The organism is Flavobacterium chungnamense (assembly GCF_039539165.1).
GTDB lineage: Bacteria > Bacteroidota > Bacteroidia > Flavobacteriales > Flavobacteriaceae > Flavobacterium > Flavobacterium chungnamense.
In genome coordinates this window covers 75,106-96,633 of the sequence record NZ_BAABCS010000017.1, presented here as the reverse complement: position 1 = coordinate 96,633, position 21,528 = coordinate 75,106, and the positions used below count along the sequence as shown (strand labels likewise).

General features: G+C 32.2%; 19 protein-coding genes. 9 read left to right on the top strand and 10 right to left on the bottom strand.

Translation table 11 applies throughout. The annotated features are described in order from the left end of the window. The first annotated feature begins 4 nt into the window (after positions 1-4). Together ABD771_RS09440 and ABD771_RS09435 are read left to right on the top strand one after the other, a co-directional pair. Complete coding sequence (locus ABD771_RS09440) at positions 5-796, top strand: OmpA family protein (RefSeq protein ID WP_345093904.1); 792 nt, start codon at positions 5-7, stop codon at positions 794-796. A gap of 76 nt (positions 797-872) precedes the next feature. Next, positions 873-2,051 carry an AIR synthase related protein gene (locus ABD771_RS09435; RefSeq protein WP_345093902.1) on the top strand — a complete coding sequence of 393 codons (1,179 nt, stop codon included), beginning with the start codon at positions 873-875 and terminating at the stop codon, positions 2,049-2,051. A 93-nt stretch (positions 2,052-2,144) separates the two neighbouring features. Here ABD771_RS09435 and ABD771_RS09430 read toward each other — a convergent pair whose 3' ends face one another. Continuing rightward, positions 2,145-3,476 (bottom strand): T9SS type A sorting domain-containing protein, encoded by a 1,332-nt coding sequence (locus ABD771_RS09430; protein WP_345093900.1) that lies wholly within the window; start codon positions 3,474-3,476, stop codon positions 2,145-2,147. A 42-nt stretch (positions 3,477-3,518) separates the two neighbouring features. Then, positions 3,519-5,150, bottom strand: a complete 1,632-nt coding sequence (locus ABD771_RS09425; RefSeq protein ID WP_345093898.1) for a pectate lyase family protein — start codon at positions 5,148-5,150, stop codon at positions 3,519-3,521. A gap of 297 nt (positions 5,151-5,447) precedes the next feature. Between ABD771_RS09425 and ABD771_RS09420 the strand changes: the two genes are divergently transcribed. Beyond that, the gene (locus ABD771_RS09420; protein WP_345093896.1) at positions 5,448-5,876 is read left to right on the top strand and encodes a hypothetical protein; all 429 of its coding nucleotides are present in this window, start codon (positions 5,448-5,450) and stop codon (positions 5,874-5,876) included. 43 nt (positions 5,877-5,919) lie between these two features. Here the strand turns inward: ABD771_RS09420 and bamJ are convergent, their stop codons facing one another. The 6 genes from bamJ to ABD771_RS09390 form a co-directional block, all read right to left on the bottom strand. After that, positions 5,920-6,978 (bottom strand): BamJ family beta-barrel-assembly machinery protein, encoded by a 1,059-nt coding sequence (bamJ, locus tag ABD771_RS09415; RefSeq protein WP_345093894.1) that lies wholly within the window; start codon positions 6,976-6,978, stop codon positions 5,920-5,922. Positions 6,979-7,171: 193 nt separating this feature from the next. After that, positions 7,172-8,290: a peptidylprolyl isomerase gene (locus ABD771_RS09410; RefSeq protein WP_345093892.1), complete on the bottom strand. Its 1,119-nt coding sequence runs from the start codon at positions 8,288-8,290 to the stop codon at positions 7,172-7,174. 11 nt (positions 8,291-8,301) lie between these two features. Next, entirely contained in the window at positions 8,302-8,856 is a 555-nt protein-coding gene (gene gldI, locus ABD771_RS09405; RefSeq protein WP_345093890.1) for a gliding motility-associated peptidyl-prolyl isomerase GldI, read from the bottom strand. Between the two features lie 61 nt (positions 8,857-8,917). Beyond that, a complete protein-coding gene (locus ABD771_RS09400; protein WP_425556470.1) occupies positions 8,918-9,673 on the bottom strand; it encodes a DHH family phosphoesterase in 756 nt (251 codons plus the stop codon). 155 nt (positions 9,674-9,828) lie between these two features. Further along, entirely contained in the window at positions 9,829-10,200 is a 372-nt protein-coding gene (crcB, locus tag ABD771_RS09395; protein WP_345093888.1) for a fluoride efflux transporter CrcB, read from the bottom strand. Beyond that, positions 10,200-10,877, bottom strand: coding sequence for a DUF805 domain-containing protein (locus ABD771_RS09390; RefSeq protein WP_345093886.1), 678 nt, complete (start codon positions 10,875-10,877; stop codon positions 10,200-10,202). The genes crcB and ABD771_RS09390 overlap by 1 nt, the downstream gene beginning before the upstream one ends. A 407-nt stretch (positions 10,878-11,284) precedes the next feature. On the opposite strand from ABD771_RS09390, the gene guaA reads away from it, so the two are divergent. From guaA to yidC, 6 genes are all read left to right on the top strand, one after another. Then, complete coding sequence (gene guaA / locus ABD771_RS09385) at positions 11,285-12,814, top strand: glutamine-hydrolyzing GMP synthase (protein ID WP_345093883.1); 1,530 nt, start codon at positions 11,285-11,287, stop codon at positions 12,812-12,814. Positions 12,815-12,858: 44 nt separating this feature from the next. Next, complete coding sequence (locus ABD771_RS09380; protein WP_345093881.1) at positions 12,859-14,757, top strand: PBP1 and LysM peptidoglycan-binding domain-containing protein; 1,899 nt, start codon at positions 12,859-12,861, stop codon at positions 14,755-14,757. Further along, positions 14,757-15,164: an OsmC family protein gene (locus tag ABD771_RS09375; RefSeq protein WP_345093879.1), complete on the top strand. Its 408-nt coding sequence runs from the start codon at positions 14,757-14,759 to the stop codon at positions 15,162-15,164. The genes ABD771_RS09380 and ABD771_RS09375 overlap by 1 nt, the downstream gene beginning before the upstream one ends. Positions 15,165-15,278: 114 nt before the next feature. Next, entirely contained in the window at positions 15,279-15,515 is a 237-nt protein-coding gene (locus ABD771_RS09370; protein ID WP_344817248.1) for a DUF3820 family protein, read from the top strand. 126 nt (positions 15,516-15,641) lie between these two features. Beyond that, positions 15,642-17,252 carry a CTP synthase gene (gene pyrG / locus ABD771_RS09365; protein ID WP_345093876.1) on the top strand — a complete coding sequence of 537 codons (1,611 nt, stop codon included), beginning with the start codon at positions 15,642-15,644 and terminating at the stop codon, positions 17,250-17,252. Between the two features lie 71 nt (positions 17,253-17,323). Then, entirely contained in the window at positions 17,324-19,216 is a 1,893-nt protein-coding gene (gene yidC, locus ABD771_RS09360; protein WP_345093873.1) for a membrane protein insertase YidC, read from the top strand. A gap of 67 nt (positions 19,217-19,283) precedes the next feature. Here the strand turns inward: yidC and ABD771_RS09355 are convergent, their stop codons facing one another. Both ABD771_RS09355 and ABD771_RS09350 read right to left on the bottom strand, forming a co-directional pair. Next, complete coding sequence (locus ABD771_RS09355; RefSeq protein WP_345093871.1) at positions 19,284-20,243, bottom strand: fasciclin domain-containing protein; 960 nt, start codon at positions 20,241-20,243, stop codon at positions 19,284-19,286. 284 nt (positions 20,244-20,527) lie between these two features. Then, positions 20,528-21,454 (bottom strand): fasciclin domain-containing protein, encoded by a 927-nt coding sequence (locus tag ABD771_RS09350; protein ID WP_345093869.1) that lies wholly within the window; start codon positions 21,452-21,454, stop codon positions 20,528-20,530. Positions 21,455-21,528: the final 74 nt, after the last annotated feature.

Here is a 21,528-nt window from a genome sequence, read left to right as displayed (position 1 = left end):
TCTTATGAGAAAATATCTATTTCTTATTGTTTTCTTTACCTTTTTTGCTCAAGCACAAGAGAAACTCAACGTGTATTTTGATTTTGACAAATACAATTTGAATGACGAAGCTATCAGAAAAATTAACTCTTGGATTGCAGAAGGAAAAAACTATCAAGTAACCAAACTTTATGGTTTTTGCGATTGGAAAGGATCGAATTCCTACAATGATACGCTGGCTTTAAAAAGAGTAAATGAAGTCTATAATTTTTTGAAAGAAAGTGATATTGAAGTCAAAAAAGATATAGAAATTCGTGGTTTTGGAGAAGATTTTGAACAGTCAAAAAATCAAGGAGAGAATAGGAGAGTTACCATCATTTTTCAAGAAAAAAAGGAAATTATTGTAGCAGATAAAAAGCCAGAAATTCCAAAAGAACCTCTTAAAGACAAAGTGAAATCAGCCAAAAAAGGCGATTTGATTAAATTAGATAATATTTATTTCTATAATAATTCGGCTAAAGTAGTGCCCAAATCGGAACCAGTTTTATACGAATTACTTTGTATTATGGTCGATAATCCTAAGTTGGTGATTGAAATTCATGGACATATTTGTTGTAAGTCGCCAACACAAGAAGATCCAATTTCTTCGGCTCGTGCAAAAGCGGTTTACAATTATTTGATTCGAAATAAAATTGATAGAAAGCGAATGACTTTCAAAGGATATGGTGTTTCAAGACCTATTTATCCAATTCCAGAGAAAAATGCTTTAGAAGAAGACGAAAATCGTAGAGTTGAAATTCTAATTGTTGAAAATTAAATATAAAAATTCTCCTCCGAAATCGGCTTTCTGCAATCTTTGAATTATCTTTGCCCAACAACGCAACAACTACACAATGAGTTCTGATAATAGCCAACGCTACGCCATGCGCGGAGTTTCTGCCTCTAAAGAAGATGTGCACAACGCCATCAAAAACATAGATAAAGGATTATTCCCAAAAGCATTTTGCAAAATTGTTCCCGATTATTTAACCAACGACGAAGACTATTGTTTGATAATGCACGCCGATGGTGCTGGAACAAAATCCTCTTTGGCTTATATGTATTGGAAAGAAACTGGCGATATTTCGGTTTGGAAAGGCATTGCTCAAGATGCTTTAATCATGAACATTGACGATTTACTTTGCGTAGGAGCAACCGACAATATTTTACTTTCATCAACTATAGGAAGAAATAAAAACTTGATTCCGGCTGAGGTGATTTCAGCAATTATCAACGGAACGGAAGAATTGATTCAGGAGTTAAAATCGTTTGGTGTAACCATTCATTCTACTGGTGGAGAAACAGCTGATGTTGGTGATTTGGTAAGAACGATAATCGTTGATTCAACAGTTACGGCTCGAATGAAACGCAGAAAAGTTATTGATAATGCCAATATAAAACCTGGCGATGTAATTGTTGGAATGGCAAGTTTTGGTCAAGCCAACTATGAGAAAAGTTACAATGGCGGAATGGGAAGCAACGGATTGACTTCGGCGCGACATGATGTTTTTGCAAACTATTTGGCAGACAAATTTCCAGAGAGTTTTGACAGTTCTGTTCCAAAAGATTTGGTTTATTCAGGTAACATAAAATTGACTGATGCAGTTGAAAATTCACCAATTGATGCCGGAAAATTAGTGCTTTCACCAACTCGTACGTACGCACCAATTATCAAAGCTATTTTAGATAAATATACTTCAAGTGACATTCACGGAATGGTGCATTGTTCTGGCGGAGCACAAACTAAAGTATTGCATTTTGTAGAAAATGTTCATGTTATCAAAGATAATTTATTTCCAGTGCCACCATTATTTCAATTGATTCAAGAGCAATCTAAAACCGATTGGAAGGAAATGTACCAAGTGTTCAACTGTGGTCACCGTATGGAAGTTTACGTTCCTCAAGAAATTGCCAACGATATTATAGCTATTTCAAAATCTTTTGGTATTGAAGCTCAAATTGTAGGTAGAGTAGAAGCAAGCGAAACTAAAAAACTAACAATCGAAAGTGAGTTTGGGAAGTTTGAGTATTAGTTATTTGTAAGAATGGAAATTAATACGCAAAGTCAGGAGAAATTTGTGAAACATTTATAAAATAGAAATCTTTGCATAGCTTGGTGGCAGTGTTTATTTTTTTACGATTTTGTAGTTGTATATTCTATTATCGGAACTTATTTTTAAGATATAAATTCCAGTTTCAAAATTCTCCATATTCATTTTAGAAAAGTTATTATTCTCTTCTAATATAATTTTGCCAGTTATGTCTGTTAAAGTAATTTTGTCAATTGTACTATTTGAGCTATTTTCAATAATCAAAATTTCATTTGTTGGATTTGGATAAATTACAATTTTACTCGATGTATTTACTTCTTCAATATTTAAAAATGCTGAACAATTTAATTGAGTAGGAATAGTAGTTCCCTGTATAGAGCTACCAAGGCCAAGTTGTCCATAATCATTTCCGCCTTGTCCCCATAACGTTCCATCGGTTTTCATAGCAAAAAAATGTGCCTCGCCAGAATCAATCCAATTCCAATCGGTATCAGTGCCAATTTGATAAAAGCCTGTTGCTGAACTCATCCATAATGTTCCATCAGTTCTAATAGCTATTGTCGAATAATAACCTGTTGCAACTTTTGACCAATTATTTGCTGTTCCTATTTGAGTTGGTGTTGTTATATAAGGTACTGTGGAGGGTAAGCCTTGCACATTATTCAAATTAGAACCCCAACCCCAAAGAGTTCCATCAGTTTTTATTGCAAATGAATGTTTGAATAGAAAACCTGTCGCTAAATATAACCAATTATTATCTGTGCCAATTTGAACAAAATTAAATCTATTGGTATTTGTACCATCACCAAGTTGTCGTTTGTCATTTAAGCCACAAGCCCAAAGAGTTCCATTTGTCTTTATAGCTAATGTAAAATTTGAACCTGCGACAACTTTCATCCAGTCAGTTTCTGAACTTATTTGAATAGGAGTTAACTGTACGCTTGCGGCTCCTAAATTTAATTGACCAAATACATTAGAACCCCAACCCCAAAGAGTTCCATTAGTTTTTAATGCTATAGTTCCTGCTCCTGCTGTTACAAAATCCCAGTTATTATCTGTCCCAACTTGAGTAAGAACATAAGCATTACCTTGTATTCCAGTTCCTAACCTTCCACCTGTTCCATCTCCACATGCCCAAAGTGTTCCGTTATTTTTAATTACAAATGATGCACTACTTTGTGCAAAAATTTCTGACCAATCTGTTGCATTTCCAATTCTTTGAGGAGTATATGAATTTAAAGTTGAACCTGAACCCAACTCACCAGCATCATTACTACCCCAAGACCAAAGTGAACCGTCAGTTTTTAGTGCTAATGAATGTTGATAATGTGTTGAAACAGATTGGAAACATTGACCATTTAAAAACAATGAAAATAAAGATATGAATATTGATAGAATAGTTTTCATAATTTTTTCTGTAAAGTTAGTAAATAAATGATTAGCAATATATTAAATTACTTCTCTCATTATTGAAACGAGTTGATAGGTTTCATAAATTGAGGGAGAAATAATATTATCAATTTTAACAAATGTTACTATTTGTCCGTTATCAATTGAAAACGAATTATCTGTGTTTGGAGTCACAAAAAAGATATTATCCGTATTTACGAACGTAATCTTTCCTTGGTCTGCTCTAATAGTTAGATATTCTCCTGCATTTATTGAAGATTTGATTATTTTGATTGGTGTTTTGGACGTATTTACAAATAACAATTTGTGTCCGGAGCAGTCAATAGAATTATCGATTGCATTTACATCTATAATTTGCATTATGCCGAAAGTTCTACCTAATTTATTGACTGAAAATGTATTTCCTAGCGCAGAAACTCCGCCAATGGTGTTGTTATAAGCAATTATAAAAACAGCATTTTCATCTAAGAACACACCATTTGGGTCAGTAACAACAACAAAATTATTATTTACGTTAACAAATGAATTTGAAACATTTACACATTGCCCATCTTTTATATTATTTGGAGCATTTAATGATCCAAAACCAGCGGCATTGGCAAATCTATTGTTTACAACATTTATACTTTTTGAAGGTTGAAAACCACTTTGCGATGATATTTGATTGCTTTTTACTGATATCGCAACTCCCAATTGTTCAAACCAGCAATTATCTATAGTAATGTTTTCTGCCCATTCTATTACAAATCCATAATCAGCATATTGGCATGTGCAGTTTATAAATGAAATCACAGCTGGATTATATTCTTTCACGTTTCTTATCAAAATATTGACCCCTCTTTTAAATGTATAAACATCATTATTATCTCTTATTGGATTACCATCAAATTCACAATTCAAGAAAGTTAGTTGACCATTTTGACCAGTTATTCGCAATGAATTATTAAATTCACTAAAATTAAAAACTCGAACATTTTCAAAAACATTAAATTGGTGAGGAAGCAATCCTTCTGAAAATTCTCGTCCGCCTTCAAGAAAAATACCATGACCAAAAAAACCAAATATAACAATGTCACTAATTTTAGAGTTTTGTAACCCACCCAAAAAAGGTGGTCCTAATGGGAAATCTGACTTAAAATGAAAAGCACCTCTTTGGGATTTTTGACCAGACAGATATAAGTTTGATATGTTTATGATAACTAAACCTCTTTCCATTTCAAACATATATTCATTTTCAGTACCTTGTGTTGCATAAAGAATAGTTGATGTAATAGATTCTCCTAAAATAGTTATGCTATTTTTTAAAATAATATTTGAAATAACATAGCTACCATTAGGAATAAAAACAGTTGAACCTTTGAGAGTTGGATTGATTTTACTGTTTAAACTAGCAAAATCTATAGCATTTTGTAAATTTATTGTATAATCATTTCCAAAGCCAAATGCACCAAAGTAAAGAACATTAATAAAACCATCATATTGTCTAATCCAACGACCATCATTATTGGGAATACCATTTACAATAGATTGTATAATTGTTCCATTATTGTCGGTGCTATAAATACCAATAGTTGGGTTTGTGGAAGTGAAAATATCTAATGTTCTCCAAATAAATATTCCGCCACCACCATCACCCGAGCTAGAATGACCTTTTACATATCTAATTTCCACTCCATCATTTAATAAACCTGATCCTCCTACAATTGTTTTAATTCTAGTAAATTTGTTACCTCAGTCATAATTTTAATTTTAAAGATTGAACGTTGTTTTTTGGTGTTTCCATGGGTTACTAAAAGTGTTTAATTTTTAGTCAACCTATTTTAGGACGATACGTTTTGTGACATTGCCACCAACTCATAAATAGTCGCTATAAAAGTAAAAAACCCCACAACTACTTCCGTAAAAATACCAAAACTTCTTTAACTTCTTAAAAAAACTTTGCGACCTTTGTGGTTAAATACAAATGAGATGAAACTAAACCCAAAAAACGGAATTGATACTTTGCTTTTCGGAATGAAGCAGCAAGATGTAACAGCACTTTATGGCGCTCCAGATAAGAAGTTTGAAGACGATGATAACAACACAATCTTTTTGTACAACCAACATAAACTGCGTTTAACGTTCTATGAAGATGAAGATTTTCGTTTGGGTTATATTATCACTTCCAATGAAAATGCAACCTTGTTAGACAAAAAAGTAATAGGATGTAATGTAAAAAGTCTAATTGCTGATTTGCCTTTCAAATCTTGGGAGAAAGAAGATTTCGATTCTACAGAAAATCATTTTAATGAAAGCAATTGGCTCACATTACAATCGGAATATGATGTAATACTTCGTATAGAACTTGGAGCCATCATCAATGACAAAGACGAATTTGATTGGAAATTTAAAAAGTAAAAGCAATAAAAAACCCTCAATAAATGAGGGTTTTTGTATTTTGTTAGTTATTGATTTTTAGTAATTCTACTTCAAAAATCAAATCGGTTTTTGGAGGAATAACACCACCAGCACCTCTTTCACCATAAGCTAATTTATAAGGAATAAAAAACTTGTATTTAGCACCTTCTTTCATCAATTGAACACCTTCTGTCCAACCAGGAATAACTTGGTTCAATCCAAAATCAATTGGTTGACCTCTTTGAACACTACTGTCAAAAACTTTTCCATCAAGGAAAGTTCCAGTATAATGTACTTTTACATTACTTGTAGCCGTTGGGTTTGCACCAGTTCCTTCTTTAATAACAATATATTTTATTCCGCTTGCTGTAGTTTTTCCTTTTTCGTCAAATTCTTTTAAAAGTAAAGCATTGGCAGCAGCTCTTTCAGCAGCTTCTTTTGCTTCTTCAGCCGCTTTATTGGTAAAATATTCTTCAAATACTTTAGGAGCATCAAACTTTAAAGCTTCATCACCTTTTCTTACGATAGTCATTTTTGTAATAACATCGTTTTGCTCAATAGCATTCACAACTTCCATTCCAGATACAATTGAACCAAAAACCGTGTGAACTCCATTTAAATGTGGTGTTTCTTTGTGTGTAATGAAGAATTGCGAACCATTAGTTTTTGGTCCAGAATTAGCCATAGAAAGAATTCCTCCTTTGTCATGTTTTAAATCGGTAAATTCATCTTTAAAAGCATATCCAGGTCCACCAGTACCATTTCCAAGAGGATCACCACCTTGTATCATGAAATCTTTAATTACTCTGTGGAATTTCAATCCATCATAGAATTTTTTTCCTTTGTAAGTTTCAGAAACCTTTGGATTAGTACCTTCCGCCAAAGAAATAAAGTTAGCAACGGTTACTGGAGTTTTTTTGTACTCTAATCGAAGTACAATTTTACCTTTAGTAGTTTCAATCTCTGCAAAAATTCCATCATTAGGATTGGTAGCTTTAGCTATTACTTCAGTCGTAGCTTTTTTAGCAGTTTTCTTCTTTTTAGTTTGAGCATTCGAAATTGTTAATCCTAAAAAGAATAACAACATGATTTTAAATTTCATTTTCATTGTTCTAGTTTTAATCGGTTTTAATTGAAGTGGTTTATACTTTTTTGATTGAAGCGAAAAATTAGGGTTTTTGTTTCAGATTTTAGCTTTTTTTTATTGCATAGTTGGACTACGGAATTAAAAAAAGATGAAATATGGGATAAAAATACAATTTTGTAGCCAATTGAAAAAAGTTTAAACAACTTCATTATAGTTTTTCTAATATTTCGACTTCAAAAATAATATTTGCGTTCGGTGGAATTACATCTCCAGCACCATTTTCTCCATAACCTAAATTAGAAGGAATAAATAAAATGGCTTTATCTCCAATATTTAATAACGACAATCCTTCTTCAAATCCCGGAATAGCAGCACCTTTAGAACCACATTGAAATGGCAATGGACTATAACCATTTTGTGAAGCCCGTTGCGGATCTAATTTTCCAAAAGCATTTGCTATTTCGGCTGAACTGGTATCAAATAATGTTCCATTCTCTAAAAATCCGGCATAATTTACATATATTTCAGAGCCAGCAATTGGTTTCTTACCTGTTCCTTTTTTTAATATTGCATACTGTAAGCCTGAAGGTAATTTTGTTGAAGCTGCTTTTTGTTCTGCAAAAAAGGCAATTTTATCAGTAACAGATTTTTTAAGTGCTGCTGCATCAATAGCGGCTTGCTTTTTCAGTTGTTCAGATTCTACTTTAAAGTAATCACTGAAAACTTTTACAGCATCAAACTTTTTAGCAGCTTCTCCTTTGCGTATGATTTTTACAGAATTTATAGCATCGTTTTGAACTACAGTATTCACGACTTCCATTCCGTTTTCTACAACATGACCAAAAATAGTGTGTTTTCCATCCAACCAAGGAGTTTCTTTGATAGTGATAAAAAATTGGCTGCTATTTGTTGCAGGACCAGAATTAGCCATTGCCAATAAACCACCTTTATTGAATTTTAAATCGGTAATTTCATCTTTAAATTTGTAACCGCAATCACCAGAACCATTCCCAAGTGGATCGCCACCCTGAATCATAAAGTCTTCGGCATCACCATTACATTTAGAGATAACTCTGTGAAATAATAAATTGTCATATAATGGTTTGTCTTTCAAATTTTCTGAAACAAACGAATTGGTTCCTTCTGCTAAAGTCACAAAATTAGCTACAGTAATAGGCGTTTTTTCATATTCCAATGCCACTAAAATAGTTCCTTTTGAAGTTTCAATTTCTGCGTATAATCCGTCTTTTAAGTTGGTGTGTTCGTCTTTACATCCTACAAAAAACGTTGTAATAACTGCTAATAGTAAAATTATTCTCTTTTTCATTTCTGTTTAATCTATTGTTTGTTTTCGGGTTTAAAATCGTTTAAAGTTACAGTGCATATTAATGGTTCGTTGGTTCCAATTCTTCTCTCATCACCATGATAGCCAAAAGCTAAATGTGATGGAAATAAAAAAGTTACCTTTTCGTTTTTGTGCATTTGTTTTATTCCAAGACGCAAACCAGACATGATGTTTTGTTTGTCAACAATATAGGTTTGTGGTTTAAGCTCAAGTTGCGAATAAATAATATTTCCTGAAATGTCTTTAATCTCATAATCAAAAAAAGCAACGTCACCTTTCTTTGGACGCAAAGTATCAACATCATTTTTCACTTCATAATGGTACCAATATCCTTTTTGGGAAGTCAAATACTTAATTTGAGGATTGCTTTTGATAATAGAATCGATCTGCTTTTCTTCACCTTTAATCAATTTTTTATTGCGTTCCACAGATTCATTCATGAAAGCTCCAGAATTTCTTGAAATTGGCATTCTTGCTTGTTGCTCTTTACAACCAATTAAGGTTAAAAGAACAAAGATAAAAACAACGCTGATTTTTATATTTCTCATAATTTATAGTTCAATTTTAGAAATGATTTGTTCAAATTTCTTTATTGTATTTGCTAATGAATCATACGATTTTCCTCCAGCCGCATNGTTCGATGAAAATTACTGCAAAAACGATACCTTTTATACTCAAGCCATAATTTACGATGCCTTCAGTATCACCTTTTACATAGTTGAATTCGTCTAATTCCTTTTGAGATAACGAAATATATGAAGTTTTCTTATCGAAAAGCACTTTCATATTTTGCAAAGCTCTTCCCAATAATTGCAATCTATCATAGGAATTATTATCGAAAAGTAAATTCGGAATTTCTGTATTTTCAACACCTAGATCGATAAATTCAGCAACAATTCGGTGCGTAGTTCCTGTTGTTTTTGGAAACTTAAATCCGCCAGAATCCGTTAGAATTCCTGTATAAAGACAAGTTGCAATGGTTTTATCGATTAGGGCTTTTTGATTCAAATCCCCAATAAAATTATAAATCATTTCACAAGTAGAACCAAATGAAGTGTCTGAATAAGTGAAAGTTGCATATGAATCAGGCAATTGATGATGGTCAATCATTATCATTGGAGCAGAAAGTTTGCTTAAAACTTGCTCCATTTCTCCAGTTCTGTGCAAAGCATTGAAGTCTAAAGTGAAAACCAGTTCAACTTCATTAAGAATTTGTGTGCAATTTGTTCTATCATTTTCATAAACCAAAACTGTTTCTGAAGATGGTAACCATGCCAAAAATTCAGGAAATTCATTGGGTGCAATTACTACTGGTTGATGGTTTAATTTTAATAAAAAATGATATAAACCAAGCGTCGAACCCATGGCATCACCATCAGGACTTCGGTGTGGAATAATTGCAATTTTCTTTGGAGAAGCCAGTAATTCTTGAATGGCTAAAATGTCTTTTTCGTTCATAGGTTGCGAAAATACTAAAAATTAACACAATCACTATACAGATTAACACAGAATTTAAAGTTTTATTTAGAAACAAAAAGTCCTAACCAAACCGCAAAAAGCCCTAACAAAACACTTAAAGCAATATAACCAAAAGCTAACAAGGAATTATTGTTTTGAAATAAAGTATAATTTTCAAAACCAAAGGTGGAAAAAGTAGTATAACCACCACAAAATCCAGTGATTAAAAACCATTTTAAATTGCTATTAGCCAAGTTGTTTTTCTCTAAAATTCCAATCAAAATTCCAATTAAAAAACAACCTAAAACATTGGTAATAAATGTTGCCAAAGGAAAATGATTTGCCCAATATTTATTGACAAAAACAGATGTTAAGTAGCGTAAAACACTACCAATGGCACCACCAATAGCAATATAAAGAATTGTTTTAATCATTAAAATTGAAAATCATTAGAACTTAGCATGAAGGATTTAATAAATTCGTAAAATCCATATAACATATAGCCTACCGAACAAATAAGTAGTATAATTTTCCATTTGTAGTTTCTAACGGATAAGGACAAGATAATAGGTATAAACATCCATATAAAATTACTGAACACATTAAAATATTTATAGATCGGATTTTCATAAAACCTTTCTGAAGAACTTACAATGAAAGTCCAAATAATTTTACTAGTAAAAATCCAAAGTAAAAACGATATAAGAATAGTTGATGAGGTTTTGCTATCTAAAATGAAATCAGCAATATCAGAATTTACAGGTTTATCACCATAATCGTTTTCTTCTTCTTCACTTTCTGTACAATATAATGCAATAAGATATAGACCAGCTAAAGGAATTAATCCTAAAAATAAATAACTACCGCTTTTACCAACGTCATGTAATCGTCTTACGGCCATTGAAAGTGAAGGAATGATGCTAAAAAGGAAATAAAGAATATAAAAAGGACCAATTAAATGTCCATCAAAATTAATTTTAAAGGATAAATCAATGCAAAAGAAAAATAAAGCAAACGTCAAGTTAAACAAACTGAACATCCAGTATTCTGTGCGACTGGCACGATCATCAAAGTTGGCGTAATTTCTAATTGCGTGTAAATACCATTTCATAGTTTAGGTTTTTGGTTGTTTTCAAAAGTAGTAAAACAGGAAGAATTAGTAATAAAAAATGTAATTTAATTTTTTTAAAGGTTATTTAACTAGTTCCATTTAATACTAAATAATTAGTTCTAGTTTCCTTCGTAGTTTGTTCGTGGTTGTGGTACCCTATGTTTTTATTAAAATAGCTTGTATTAACAAAAAATAAACCTTTTCTCGAACAAAGTACGAACAAAGTACGAACAAAGTACGAACAAAATAGGAAGGAAGTAATAGTTAGAGTACTCTCAAGTATGGAAACGGTATAGTAACAGTATATCAACGGTTAGGTTGTGGTACCCCAATTGTTATTATCAAAAACTTCAAACTTTTTCCACTTTCCACTTTTTATTTTCTACTAAAAAATAGTACTTTTGCACATGCAACACAACGTACTTATTTTAGATTTCGGCTCGCAATACACACAACTTATTGCACGCCGCGTTCGCGAATTAAATATATTCTGCGAAATTTTCCCTTACAACAATTTTCCAACTGATTTATCGTCTTACAAAGCGGTTATTCTTGGCGGAAGCCCTTACTCGGTGCGCTCAGAAGATGCTTTGCAAATCGATTTGTCCGAAATTAGAGGTAAATTACCTTTGCTTGCCGTGTGTTATGGCGCGCAATATTTAGCTCATTTTTCAGGTGGAGAAGTAGCTGCTTCCAATATCAGAGAATATGGAAGAGCCAATTTATCCTATATAAAGGAAGACGAAGTTTTCTTTGAAAATGTAAACCTCAATTCACAAGTTTGGATGAGCCACAGTGACACCATTAAACACTTACCAACCAACGGTGTCAAACTAGCAAGTACCAACGACGTTGAAAATGCAGCTTACAAAATTGAAGGCGAGACTACTTACGCCATTCAGTTTCACCCTGAAGTTTATCATTCAACTGATGGTAAACAAATGCTGGAGAATTTCTTAGTAAAAATCGCAGAAGTTCCTCAAAATTTTACTCCAAATGCTTTTGTAGATGATTGCGTTAAAGATTTACAAGAAAAAGTTGGAAATGATAAAGTAGTTTTAGGACTTTCTGGCGGAGTAGATTCTACCGTAGCAGCAGTTTTATTGAACAAAGCTATTGGTAAAAATCTATATTGTATTTTCGTTAATAATGGTTTGTTGCGTAAAAATGAATTCGAAAACGTTCTTCACCAATACAAAGACATGGGATTAAATGTCAAAGGCGTTGATGCTTCGGCACGTTTTTTGGAAGCATTGGCTGGAGTTGATGATCCAGAAACAAAACGTAAAATCATAGGAAATGCTTTTATAGAAGTTTTTGATGATGAAGCGCACAAAATAGAAGATGTAACCTGGTTAGCACAAGGAACGATTTATCCTGATGTAATAGAATCGGTTTCGGTAAAAGGTCCAAGTGCAACAATTAAATCACATCACAATGTTGGCGGTTTACCCGATTTTATGAAATTGAAAATTGTAGAACCACTTCGAATGTTATTTAAAGATGAAGTGAGAAGAGTTGGAGCCACTTTAGGAATCGATCCTGAATTATTAGGAAGACATCCTTTTCCAGGTCCAGGATTATCGATTAGAATATTAGGCGATATTACACCAGAAAAAGTGCGTATCTTGCAAGAAGTTGATGCAGTGTTTATTAACGGATTAAAAGAACACGGATTGTACGATAAAGTATGGCAAGCAGGAGCAATTTTGCTTCCAGTTAATAGTGTAGGAGTAATGGGTGATGAGCGTACTTACGAGAAAGTAGTAGCACTTCGAGCAGTAGAATCTACCGACGGAATGACCGCTGATTGGGTACATTTACCATATGAGTTTTTGATGAAAATCTCTAACGAAATCATCAATAAAGTGAAAGGTGTGAATAGAGTTGTTTATGATATTAGCTCAAAACCACCAGCAACTATTGAATGGGAGTAAGAAAGTTGGCAGTCTCAGTCTGAATTTGAAATAAATTAAAAGATATGTTTAAAAAAGGTATTTACATTGTAGTATTGATGTTTGCGACTTCTGTTTTAGCACAGAATTATACTAAGCACAAAGTGGCTAAAGGAGAGACCATTACTCAAATTGCACAAAAGTACAAAGTGACACCTTACGACATCTATAAGTTAAATCCAGATTCGCAAAGCGGAATTCAACCAGATGCTATTTTACTTATTCCTAAAAGTATTGAAAAAGAGGTAAAAAATGATGAAGTAAAAACAGCATCTGCTAAGATTCATGAAGTGCAACCCAAGGAAACATTGTATAGTATTTCAAAAGAATATAAAGTTTCAATTGAAGAATTGGAAGAAGAAAATCCTTTTCTAAAAACTGATGGATTGCAACCAGGACAAAAATTAACAATTCCATCAGAGTTCAAATTTGTTATTCATAAAGCAAAAATTAGGACTACTCATGAGGTAGTTGCAGGTGATACAAAATATAGTATTTCCAAAAAATACGGAATTTCAGTAGAAGAACTTGAAAAGCAAAATCCAGAGATAAAAGACAATCTTCCTGTTGGTTTCAAATTGAAAATAAACAGCAGTGAGAAAGCTGTTACAACTGCTGATGTTGTAAAACCAAAAACAGAAGCTTATCAAGGAAATACTTTAGAATATACTGTAAAATCAGGCGAGACAATGTACAGTCTTACCAAACTTTTAGGATTATCTGAAGCTTCATTAATCGGATTAAATCCAAGTTTGAAAGAAGGTGTTAAAGAAGGAATGATTTTAAAAGTTCCAGCAACTCTTTCATTTTCTAAAGAAACTAAAAACAGTTTGAAAGACTTGACAAAATCTATTTCCAATCAAAAAAGAAAAGAATTAGTCTTGTTTTTACCATTCAATGCTTCTAAAATTCAAAACGATACAGTTACTTCAATTTCTGAACGATTGAAAAAGGATAAATTTCTAAACATGACTTTAGATTTTTATGCAGGAGCTTTAATGGCAATAGATTCTGCCAAAGTTCTCGGAATGAATTTGGATATTAAGATTTACGATTCTCAAGAAACTAAAAATTCAACTAGTGCTCTTTCGGTTATTTCTAATAATGATTTTTCATCAACAGATGCAGTAATTGGTCCGTTCTATCAAGTAAATGTTGAAAAAGTAGCTGATGCTCTAGAGAACAAAAACATTCCTGTAATTTCACCATTGTCAAGAGACGAAGGAAAATCATATAAGAACTTGTTTCAATCAATGCCTCATGCCGACGCAGTTAAAGGTGCAATGTTCAGCTACATGCAATCCAAAAACGGAAATATAATCGCAGTAATCGATCCTAAAAAAACTTCAATAAAAGAGTATATTCAAGATTTTCAAAAAGATGTTAAGGTAGTTGGAGTTACTGACAAAGGAGGATTTGTAGCCGATAGTATCAAAAAGCATTTTGTAAAAGACAGAATAAATTATGTTGTAATGGCTTCAGAAAAAACCGGAACTATTTTTACAACAACATCTGCAATGTCAAGCGTTATGAAAGACTATCAAGTGCAATTGGTAATTTTAGAACCCAACGAAACTCTTGATTTTGAAGAAATTGCTTTGTCTCGATTGACAAAATTAAAAATGGCTTATCCTTCAGCAACAAAAGACAACGATTCTGATGAAGCACAAAAATTTGAGAGAGCTTTTAAAAAGAAAAATAAAATACTTCCAAATCAGTACGCTGTTCGTGGTTTTGATTTAACTTTTGATACAATGTTGCGATTAGCACAAGACAAACCTTTTGAAGAATCCATCAATGATGATGCTACCGAACAAGTAGAAAGTAAGTTTGATTACGCTAAGAAAATTTCAGGCGGTTACACTAATAATGGTATTTATATTCTTTATTACGACGAAGACTTAACAATAAAACAAGTACAATAATGGCAACTTCCAAAGTAACTTATTTAGGAGATTTACGAACTTCTTCCATTCATTTTCAATCAGGCTCTGAGATTATGTCAGATGCGCCAATTGATAATAATGGAAAAGGTGAAGCATTTTCTCCAACAGACACCGTTGCCAATGGTTTAGCCAGTTGCATGTTTACCGTTATGGGAATAAAAGCACGCGATTTAGAGATAGATTTTTCAAATTCAACAGCAGAAGTAACCAAAATCATGGGAACCGAACCAAGAAGAATCACAGAAATTCACGTTACTTTCAATATGAATTTAATTGCTGACGATAAAACCAAAACCGTACTAGAAAGAACAGCAATGACTTGTCCAGTTTTTTATAGTTTGCATCCAGATATTAAGAAGGAAATTGTTTTTAATTGGAAAAAATAAGATGTAAGACCGCTTTGCTGAAAGAAACAAGACCACTTCGTTACTAGAATGATTTTATCTTTGCTCTTTTTTATCTTTGCTCTTTTTTTTCTTTCTTTCTTCTTTTCTCTAAAAATGGACGACCAACAAAAATCTCTAATCAAGCTAGCTCACACCAAAATGCCTTTCGGTAAATACGAAGGCAAATACCTTATTGACTTACCAGAGTATTATTTAGTTTGGATTCACAACAATCGTTTACCAAATGGTCAGCTTGGCGAACAACTCAAACTCGTTTACGAACTCAAATTAAACGGTTTAGAAGAGCTAATTCGCAATATTAAAAAGCAATATCCGAAGACAGATCGTTAGATTATTTGATTACTAGATTTTAGGATTTTTTTCTAACAATCCAATAATCTAAAAGTCTAATAATCCATTTTAAATTCTTATTTTTGCATCGTTTTTTACAACAACACAACTACAACAAACAATAAAATGAATCAAACGAAATACATTTTTGTTACTGGCGGTGTGACTTCTTCTTTAGGGAAAGGAATTATTGCGGCATCTTTAGCAAAATTATTACAAGCACGAGGTTACCGAACAACCATTCAAAAATTTGATCCTTATCTAAATGTCGATCCAGGGACTATGAATCCTTATGAGCATGGCGAATGTTATGTTACAGATGATGGAGCCGAAACCGATTTAGATTTAGGTCACTACGAACGATTTTTAAACGTTCCAACATCACAGGCAAATAATGTAACTACAGGAAGAGTTTATCTTTCAGTTATTGAAAAAGAACGTCGTGGTGAGTTTTTAGGAAAAACAGTTCAAGTTGTTCCTCATATCACCAATGAGATTAAAGAACGCATGCAATTGTTAGGAAATTCAGGTGATTTTGATATTGTAATAACTGAAATTGGTGGTACAGTTGGTGATATTGAATCATTACCTTATATCGAATCGGTTCGTCAATTGGTATGGGAATTGGGAGAAAGTAACGGAATTGTAATACACCTAACGCTTGTTCCATATTTGGCTGCAGCAGGTGAATTGAAAACAAAACCAACACAGCACTCAGTAAAAACATTGATGGAAAGCGGTATCAAAGCTGACATTTTAGTTTGTAGAACCGAACACGAATTGTCTGATGAGATTCGTCAAAAATTAGCTTTGTTTTGTAATGTAAAACGCGAAGCAGTTATTCAATCCATCGACGCTTCAACAATATATGAAGTGCCTTTGTTGATGCTTGAAGAAGGTTTGGATGTTGTGGCTCTAAAAAAATTAGATTTACCTCAAAAAAATACTCCAGATTTAGAAAATTGGAACACCTTTTTACACCGATTAAAAAATCCAAAACATACGATTAATGTTGGTTTGATTGGAAAGTATGTAGAATTGCAAGATTCTTATAAATCGATTTTGGAAGCATTTATTCATGCTGGTGCATCTAATGAAACTAAAGTAAACATTATCAGTATTCATTCAGAATATATTGACAGTGAAAATATCGCCGAAAAACTAAAAGGAATCGATGGAATTCTTGTGGCTCCAGGTTTTGGAGAAAGAGGAGTCGAAGGAAAAATTGAAGCTGTTCGTTACGCACGTGAAAATAATTTACCATTTTTCGGAATCTGTTTAGGTATGCAAATGGCTGTTATAGAGTATTCTAGAACTATTTTAGGATTAGTCGATGCCAATTCAACTGAAATGAATCCAAACACAACCAATCCAGTAATCGATTTGATGGAAGAACAAAAGACCATCACCGACAAAGGAGGAACAATGCGTTTAGGTTCATGGAAATGCGATTTGAAAGAAAACACTTTGGCACATCAAATTTATGGTAAAACACAAATTTCAGAACGTCATCGTCATAGATATGAGTACAATAATAAGTATGCAGCCGAACTAGAAAATGCAGGTTTAATAAGCTCCGGAATCAATCCAGACACAGGTTTGGTTGAAATTGTAGAGATTAAAAATCATCCATTTTTCATCGGTGTGCAATACCATCCAGAGTACAAAAGTACTGTTGCCAATCCACAGCCAATTTTTGTTAGCTTTGTGGCCGCAATGGTAAAGAATAAAAAATAATTTTCAGAATAATTTGAAAATTGGAAACAAAACAGTCAAAACAACGACTGATGTATAAATTATAAAGAGTAATGGAAGAAAAGAAGTTTGACAAAAATTCGATTATTGGTTTCGCCTTAATCTTCGGGATTATTATGTGGATGATGTACAATAGTCAAAAAACATCACAAGAAGAACAAGCTCAAAAAAGCAAGCAAGAAAAAATCGATAAAGCTAAAAAAGCTAAGGAAGTTACTACAAAACAAGTTTTACAAACAGTTGTAGACACTACAGTTAATGATACAGTTAAACTTCAAAAATTAGCTGGTGCTTTAGGAAGTTTTGCTTATTCAGCAACATTGCCATCAGCAAAAGAAAATTTCACTACTATTGAAAACGAATTAGTGACTTTAAAAATCGCTAATAAAGGTGGATATATTGCTGAAGCAGTTCTAAAAAACTACAAGAAATTTGAAAAGAATTCAGGACAATTAGTTGAATTAATCAAAAATAATAACGCTAATTTCAATCTTGAACTTCAAACTAAAGACAATCGAGTTCTAAACACTAAAGATTTATTCTTCGAACCAACTTTAACTAAAAACGGAAAAGATCAAATCCTTTCTATGAAGTTAAAATCAGGAGCAAATGAGTTTTTAGAATACAAATATGTGTTAAAAGCTAACGATTATATGTTAGATTTTGACGTTCGTACTCAAGGATTAAGCAAGGTTTTAAACACTTCAAAAGCGGCTGATTTGCAATGGGATTTGAAAGCCTATCGAAATGAGAAAAGTGTTTCTTACGAAAATCAATATACAGAACTCTATTTTGAAAATGATCAAAAAGTGGATTATTTGGGACGTGGAAAACAAGAAGATGAAGTTGCAGAAAAAGCTACTTTCATAGCTTACAAGCAACATTTTTTTAGTTCTATTTTACTATCTCAAGCACCAATTGCTAATGTAAAAGTTAGTTCTACAGATTTAGTTAACGATGCTAAAATTGATACTGTTTTTACAAAACAATTTAAAACTACTTTGCCATTGGCATTTAAAAATGGCGAGTTAGATTACAAAATGAATTGGTATTATGGTCCAACGGATTATAAGTTGTTGAATAAATATGATAAAAATATTGAAGATATTGTTCCACTTGGTTGGGGTATTTTTGGTTGGATAAACAAACTAATTTTCATTCCGCTTTTCGGATTTTTGAGTTCGTTTATGGGATTAGGAATTGCTATTATTGTATTTACAATCATTATCAAGATTGCAATGTCGCCAATTACTTTCAAGTCGTTTTTGTCACAAGCTAAGATGAAAGTTTTGCGTCCAGAAATTACTGAATTGGGAGAAAAATTCGCAAAAGACCCAATGAAGAAACAACAAGAAACAATGAAATTGTACAATAAAGCTGGAGTAAATCCAATGGCTGGTTGTATACCAGCATTAATTCAGTTACCTTTTATGTATGCTTCATTCCAGTTTTTTCCATCAGCAATTGAGTTAAGACAAAAAGGATTCTTATGGGCAGACGATTTATCATCATTTGACCAAATATTCAAGTTGCCATTCAATATTCCTTTGTATGGTGATCACGTGAGTTTGTTTCCAATTTTGGCTGCAATAGCTATTTTCTTCTATATGAAAATGACTTCAGGTGATCAAGCTATGGCGCAACCGCAACAAGAGGGTATGCCAGATATGGGTAAAATTATGAAAATCATGATTTATGTTTCTCCTGTAATGATGTTGATTTTCTTCAATACTTATGGTTCAGGATTGAGTTTATATAACTTTATTTCTAACTTAATTACTATTGGAATTATGTTAGTTATCAAAAAATACTTTATCGATAGCGATAAAATTCATGCTAAAATTCAAGAGAATAAAACTAAACCAAAAACAGAAAGTAAGTTCCAAAAGAAAATGAGAGAAATGATGGAACAAGCCGAAGAACAAAAGAAATTAAATAAGAAATAAAAGTTTTTTATAAAGCAAATAAAGCCGTTTCAATTGAGACGGCTTTATTGTTTTTGTATGCAGATTATTAAGGTACACTATTTGGTAAAAGTACTTTGTTTACCGCGTGAATAACACCATTTGCACATTGTACATCAGTTAAAACAATATTCGTTTGTCTGTTTTGCTCATCTGTAATAACTGTTCCTGATACTGTGAACGTTCCTGATTCAAAAGTTGTTACCGGTGTTGTAGGAATCGCATTTGATAAAACATTTGCACCTGCCACTACATGATATGTTAAAACTGCTGTTTTTTTGGCACTACTTAAACCTCCATACAAAGTTGTTGTAGCTGTATCAAAAGCACTATTTAAAGGAGCAAATACTGTAAACGGTGAACTTACAGTTCCACTTAAAGTTGGAATTAGATTTTGATCAGTTAATAACTGTGCAAGAGTACTAAAATTTGAATTAGCAGTAGCATGAGTCACAATAGTTGGTAATGTAATTACTGCATTAACTTTATGGATAACTCCATTTGTAGCAATAATATCAAATGTTGAACCAGCTGTTGTTGTGATTACTGATGATACACCATTCAATCTCACACCAGATGTAGTATTAACATACATACTTAAAGTGTTTGTTGTTGATGCAGTTCCTTTTGCTAAAGTTTTGATGTAAGAATTATTTGTTAATCCAGTAGACTGAACTGAACCACTTACAACATGATTTAACAAAATTTGTTTAAGTCCTGGAATATCTGCAACTGGTAAATTATCAATTACTGAAGCAGTATACCCAGCATTAATAAAAGCTTGATCGGTTGGGGCAAAAACGGTGAATGGTCCAGCGCCTTGTAACGTTGTAGCTAAATCAGCTTTTTTAAGCGCTTTTACTAGTAATGTTAAATCACTGGCTTTAGAAGCAATACCTGTAATTGTATTGTCTACTGTTGGTTGTGGATTGTCATCATCACTACAAGAAGTTAGCATTAATCCTAAAAAAGCAAAAATTGCGATTAATTTGGTTTTGTTTGTGTTCATAATAATTTTATTTAGAGTTATTTCGTTTAGCTAAGTAACAAAATGATTAAACAAAATATTAAATTTTTTAATAGGTTTAACTTTTTTGTTGAACCCTTAAAATCAATTAGTTGTATTTTTTTTCTACTAAATATTGAAAATTTTTGTTTATTATAGTAAAATAAAGATTAAACAAAATACATAAATATATGGATTAATTTACAGTATTTTTCTTATACAAATTTTACTACAACAAAAAAAAGCTGCCAAAAATTTGACAGCTTTAGATATAATAGTTAATTATATTATAAGTTTGGACGTAATGCTTGACTTAATACATGAATTACTCCATTAGTACATTGAATATCAGTTATGATAATACTGCAATTTCTGTTGTTAGCGTCTTTTAATTTAGGACCAGTGCTTAGCAATACTTTTATAGATTGAGGTGTTTCTAATGTAGATAAAACTTGTCCTTCAGATAAATCAGAAGCTAAATAGTTTCCACTTACAACATGATAATTTAAAATTTTTGTTAATTGTGCTGAGCTTAAAGCAGCAACACCACCTGGTAATTCATTATTTAAAGCTGTCAATGCAGTATTATATGGCGCAAATAATGTAAAAGAACCAGAACCAGATAACGTAGTAAGATAATCAGGTTGACCAGTAGTAGTCAATAAACTTGATAATGAATTGAAATTTGGATTTGCACTAACATGTGTTACTATTGTAGGTAATCCAATTACAGCATCAACTACATGAACAATTCCATTACTTACATTGTTATTTGCAGCAGTAACTTCAGAGATACCATTTAAAACCACACCATTAGTTTTATTTATAAATAAACTTAAGTTGTTGTCAGAAACATTTCCTACGGCTAATGTTTTTAAATAACCAGTATAAGGTAAATCATTTGCAGTTTTTACTTGAGTTACAACATGATTTAAAAGAATTTCTCTCAATGTTGTTGTTGGAACAGCATTAATGTTTGCAAAACCATTGTCTAATAAAAAGGAATCAAAAGCTTCATTGGTTGGAGCAAAAAGTGTATATTTTGTATCGCCATTTAGTGTTGCAAGTAAATTAGTTCTTTCTAATGCTATACCTAATGTAGTTAAATTAGTTTGAGCTTGAACAAAATTTGAGATGCTTAATTTTTGAGCATTAATGTCATCTTCTTGACTACAATTTACAAAAAAAAGTTGAAATTGATAAAAAAAGTGCAATTAAAAGTGGTTTTTTTAGGGTAGGTAAATGTTTCATAATTTTATTTAAAGGGTTTTCTTAAATACTAATAATC

Coding starts and splice junctions, on each gene's coding strand:
- ABD771_RS09440 (WP_345093904.1), top strand. CDS start 5: ATGAGAAAATATCTATTTCTTATTGTTTTCTTTACCTTTTTTGCTCAA.
- ABD771_RS09435 (WP_345093902.1), top strand. CDS start 873: ATGAGTTCTGATAATAGCCAACGCTACGCCATGCGCGGAGTTTCTGCC.
- ABD771_RS09430 (WP_345093900.1), bottom strand. CDS start 3,476: ATGAAAACTATTCTATCAATATTCATATCTTTATTTTCATTGTTTTTA.
- ABD771_RS09420 (WP_345093896.1), top strand. CDS start 5,448: ATGAAACTAAACCCAAAAAACGGAATTGATACTTTGCTTTTCGGAATG.
- bamJ (WP_345093894.1), bottom strand. CDS start 6,978: ATGAAATTTAAAATCATGTTGTTATTCTTTTTAGGATTAACAATTTCG.
- ABD771_RS09410 (WP_345093892.1), bottom strand. CDS start 8,290: ATGAAAAAGAGAATAATTTTACTATTAGCAGTTATTACAACGTTTTTT.
- gldI (WP_345093890.1), bottom strand. CDS start 8,856: ATGAGAAATATAAAAATCAGCGTTGTTTTTATCTTTGTTCTTTTAACC.
- crcB (WP_345093888.1), bottom strand. CDS start 10,200: ATGATTAAAACAATTCTTTATATTGCTATTGGTGGTGCCATTGGTAGT.
- ABD771_RS09390 (WP_345093886.1), bottom strand. CDS start 10,877: ATGAAATGGTATTTACACGCAATTAGAAATTACGCCAACTTTGATGAT.
- guaA (WP_345093883.1), top strand. CDS start 11,285: ATGCAACACAACGTACTTATTTTAGATTTCGGCTCGCAATACACACAA.
- ABD771_RS09380 (WP_345093881.1), top strand. CDS start 12,859: ATGTTTAAAAAAGGTATTTACATTGTAGTATTGATGTTTGCGACTTCT.
- ABD771_RS09375 (WP_345093879.1), top strand. CDS start 14,757: ATGGCAACTTCCAAAGTAACTTATTTAGGAGATTTACGAACTTCTTCC.
- ABD771_RS09370 (WP_344817248.1), top strand. CDS start 15,279: ATGGACGACCAACAAAAATCTCTAATCAAGCTAGCTCACACCAAAATG.
- pyrG (WP_345093876.1), top strand. CDS start 15,642: ATGAATCAAACGAAATACATTTTTGTTACTGGCGGTGTGACTTCTTCT.
- yidC (WP_345093873.1), top strand. CDS start 17,324: ATGGAAGAAAAGAAGTTTGACAAAAATTCGATTATTGGTTTCGCCTTA.
- ABD771_RS09355 (WP_345093871.1), bottom strand. CDS start 20,243: ATGAACACAAACAAAACCAAATTAATCGCAATTTTTGCTTTTTTAGGA.